Origin of the sequence: Moorena sp. SIO4A5, assembly GCF_010672005.1 — a bacterium.
Taxonomy (GTDB): domain Bacteria; phylum Cyanobacteriota; class Cyanobacteriia; order Cyanobacteriales; family Coleofasciculaceae; genus Moorena.
Genome location: NZ_JAAHHZ010000501.1, coordinates 1 through 3,537 on the forward strand (window position 1 = coordinate 1; position 3,537 = coordinate 3,537).

Below are 3,537 nucleotides of genomic sequence, written 5' to 3' on the forward strand. Positions count from 1 at the left end.
CCCACCTCCCCACCTCCCCATCTCCCTACCTCCCCACACTTCCCCCGATTCCCGATTCCCGATTCCCGATTCCCTACTCCCGATTCCCGATTCCCAATTCCCGATTCCCGATTCCCGATTACAGCCAATTTCCCACTAAAACATAGGCTCCCCAGAAATATGGAGCTTGATAACCACGGCTTTTTAAGAGCTTAACTTGAGCACGGCGCAAGGCTTCAGCTTTGGTAACCGTTGCGCCAGAATCAGCTAATTCTTGGTAAAAAGATGCCATCAGTTTAGCCGTAGAGTCATCATCAATGAACCATAGGGAAGCCATAGTACTCCTGGCTCCTGACTGAATCGCTACTCCGGCCAAGCCTAAGCTAGCACGACTATCACCATCGGCAGTTTTACAAGCACTGAGCACTAGTAATTCAATTGCTTCTAAACTATTGTCACTTCTGTTCTGGATGACATTGCTTAAATCCTTGAGATTGATTCGCTTATCCCACGCCAGCAGAAAGGTCTCGTCTGGATCTGAACTAAACTCACCGTGAGTAGCTAAATGCACCACAGGAAATGGCACTGAACTGATTAACTCTTGCCATTTTTGACTGGTAAAGTCTTGATTGAGCAATTGCTGACTGGGAATTTGGGATTTAATTTCCCCTAATTCTGTTTTAACATTGGGTAGGTTAGCGAAACCTTCATGATCAGGAAAACCCTCGCGCATGTCTGAAAGTCCAAAGGCTAAGGCATTTAACTCTACTTGAGCTAAGGGTTTGGGCTCCAGTAGACTCAAACCAGGAATGAGTGCGATCGCATAGCCTTTTTCTACTAGATACTGTTCACCATCATGAAGGGTAGCCATGGGAACATTGCGAAAGCCACCATCAAGAACAAATACTAAGGTTTTAACTTGATTGGCTTCGAGCAACCCTTCCGCCCGTCGAATTAACCAGTCATAAACCTGTTGGGATAAGGCTAGACTTTCTTTAGAAATAAAAGGTTTTTCTAGCTCTATACGGAGACTTTCTAAGGTTTGCTCAAGTTTAGCTTTAGGTAAAGCAGCGGTATAGTGAATAAATTTTCCTGATTTTGGTAATTTCACGATCACCGCTAAGCGGTCATCGAGAATAATCGGATAAACTAATGCTGCACTCGGATCGATTTGCTGCTCCCTCAATTCCACAATGTCAGAAAGGTTACACCCCAGAAAATTTTCAATTTGGGCTAGCTGGAGAGAGTCAATTGCTGCGGTAGCTTGCTTGAGCTTGTTTTGTGGGATCCGGTTATCTGCGATCGCTTTCTTTGCGATCGGTTGAGCGGTTTGATCGTCTTTCAAGAGTAAATCGACTAATTCTCGATAGACTTGCTCAACATTTTCCCGAAAGGAAAACTGCACATCTGAACTGAGAGCCAGTAAATCTTGGCGAAGAGAATCTAGGGTTTTGACCGTTGCTTGGTAAGCGGTGATTGCTTCTTCAGTTTTTCCCAGAGCTTGATAAATTCGTCCTAACTGCCATTGCCATTGATAGGCAATGTCATCGGCTTGAATTCCTTGAGCTATGGTCAGGGCTTTTTCGGTAAATTCTTGAGCTTGATACCATTGCTGAGTTTGTTCATATAGCTTACCAAGGGTACCAAGGGCATAGGATTCGGCTCGTTTATCGTCTAAAAGTTGAGCCTCTTGGAGAGCTTTGACTAATGTATGGGCAATTTCGTAAGGCTGAAGGATAAAGGATGACCGCTGAAGATTGTCTTGATGCTTGTTTGATTTTAGATCATAGGTGATCAGACTTTCGACAAAATTGATTTGAGCATAGATTGCGGTTCGACTAGCTGGTAATTTAGTAATCTCGCTGTTGAGTAATTCCTTGACTTGGTCATTAATTTTAGATTTTAATTCTTGGAGCTTTGTAGTTTTGTTTTGATCTTTGTCTTCATCCGTTAAGGTCTCTAACCAATTGTGGAAGTCAATGAGTAGACTTAATCGCTGTAGTTTCGGTTCAATATCTAAGCTGGTTGATGCTGATAATTTGCTTGACTCTTGAAGAGATTCTTGATAGTATTTTAGAGCATAATTAAACTGCTCATCAACTTTTTTTTGAACTTTTTCTTGTTGTTCTATCTGGTTATTTCTGGTGTATAATTGTTTATAGTGGTTGTACCAAGAACGTTCTGTATCTCCCAAACTCAGTAAGGTCTCTCGTTTTTCCAGAGGAGGTTGAGCTACTTTCAAACTTGCCTTAAGCACTTGCTGAGAGTGCTTCAAGTCCCCAAGGAGACGGAGAGTATTCCCAAGGCTACGTAAGCCAAGGATTTTAATCTGGGGATCAGGGGTTTGTTGAAAGGTTTGCAGCACCGTTTCAAACCTTTCTTGATTGGACAAATCGCAATTATTGTCCAGGTTTAAGGCTTGTAATAAGGTTTTACAGGTGCGACGGTGAAGTCCTAAGGCTTCCATCGCTTGAGCTTGATTAATTAGGGTACCTGTAATGCCAATGTCATCCTTTAATTGTTGATAAATCTCAGTAGCCAATTGCCAGGCTTCTAGAGCAGTGTCTGGTTGTCCTAAGGCTAATTCTAAACTACCTAGGGTGTTGAGAGCTTGGGCTTGGATTTGCTGGTAGTCTGGGCTATCCCTGAGATCTGCTCCGGTCTCTAACAGCTTGAGGCTAAATGCGATCGCATCTTCTGCATCAAACCACTGTTGCAGTTTCTGGTAAGCCAAGGACAGATAACTCAACACCATGGCCTGATGTAGTCTATCCCCTTGGGATTCATAGGCTTGTGCCGCTTGTTCCCAAGTGCTTGCTGCTTGATTAAACTGACCTTTGGTGTAGAATGCTCTGCCTTGTTCCACTAAATCTGACGCTGACCAATCTTGAGGAATTGGCTTAACAGTTGTGGGATAGGATAAGACCGGAAGGATGCCAATGGGGAGAACTAAATTTAGGAGAAAAAAAATTAGGGTTTGTGTGCCAATTAGGGTCGCGCGAAGCATGAGGACGCTAAATCTAGGGTTTCTATTTTTAATTATCTCTCCAATGGACTATGGTGTTTCATAGTAATAGTCAGGTATGTCTAAATTTTTGTCATTGCTGAGGGGCGGGATGACTATGAGTGGGGTGGGCATCTTGTCTGCCCGGAAATGAAACAGGCAAGATGCCTGTTCCACACCTGATGCCGGGCAGGATACAGGCAAGATGCCTGTTCCACCCCTGATGCCCCTGGGAAATGAAACAGGCAAGATGCCTGTTCCACCCCTGATGCCCCTGGAAATGAAACAGGCAAGATGCCTGTTCCACCCCTGATGCCCCTGGGAATTGTAACGGGCAAGATGCCCGTTCCACCCCTGATGCCCCTGGGAATTGTAACGGGCAAGATGCCCGTTCCACGCTGCATCTGTGTTCCCGATTCCCGATTCCCGATTCCCGATTCCCGATTCCCGATTCCCTGCTCCCTGTTCCCTAGCGCAAATAACAAGACCCAGGTACCTGCCGAAATCCATCCGGTGTCACAGTAGTGGGATAAGCAGTCAGAAAGATATTGCCA

Annotated in this window: 3 protein-coding genes; 1 reads left to right on the forward strand and 2 read right to left on the reverse strand. The window is 44.6% G+C overall.

Features of this window, described 5'->3' with window-relative positions; translation table 11 throughout:
- Positions 1 to 118: 118 nt before the first annotated feature.
- Both F6K57_RS39965 and F6K57_RS39970 read right to left on the reverse strand, forming a co-directional pair.
- Positions 119 to 2,986, reverse strand: a complete 2,868-nt coding sequence (locus F6K57_RS39965) for a CHAT domain-containing protein (protein WP_293074389.1) — start codon at positions 2,984 to 2,986, stop codon at positions 119 to 121.
- 113 nt (positions 2,987 to 3,099) lie between these two features.
- On the reverse strand, positions 3,100 to 3,276 hold the full coding sequence (locus tag F6K57_RS39970; RefSeq protein WP_293074391.1) for a hypothetical protein: 177 nt from the start codon (positions 3,274 to 3,276) through the stop codon (positions 3,100 to 3,102).
- A 1-nt stretch (position 3,277) separates the two neighbouring features.
- Here F6K57_RS39970 and F6K57_RS39975 point away from each other — a divergent pair, with 1 nt between their 5' ends.
- Entirely contained in the window at positions 3,278 to 3,508 is a 231-nt protein-coding gene (locus F6K57_RS39975) for a hypothetical protein (RefSeq protein ID WP_293074394.1), read from the forward strand.
- Positions 3,509 to 3,537: the final 29 nt, after the last annotated feature.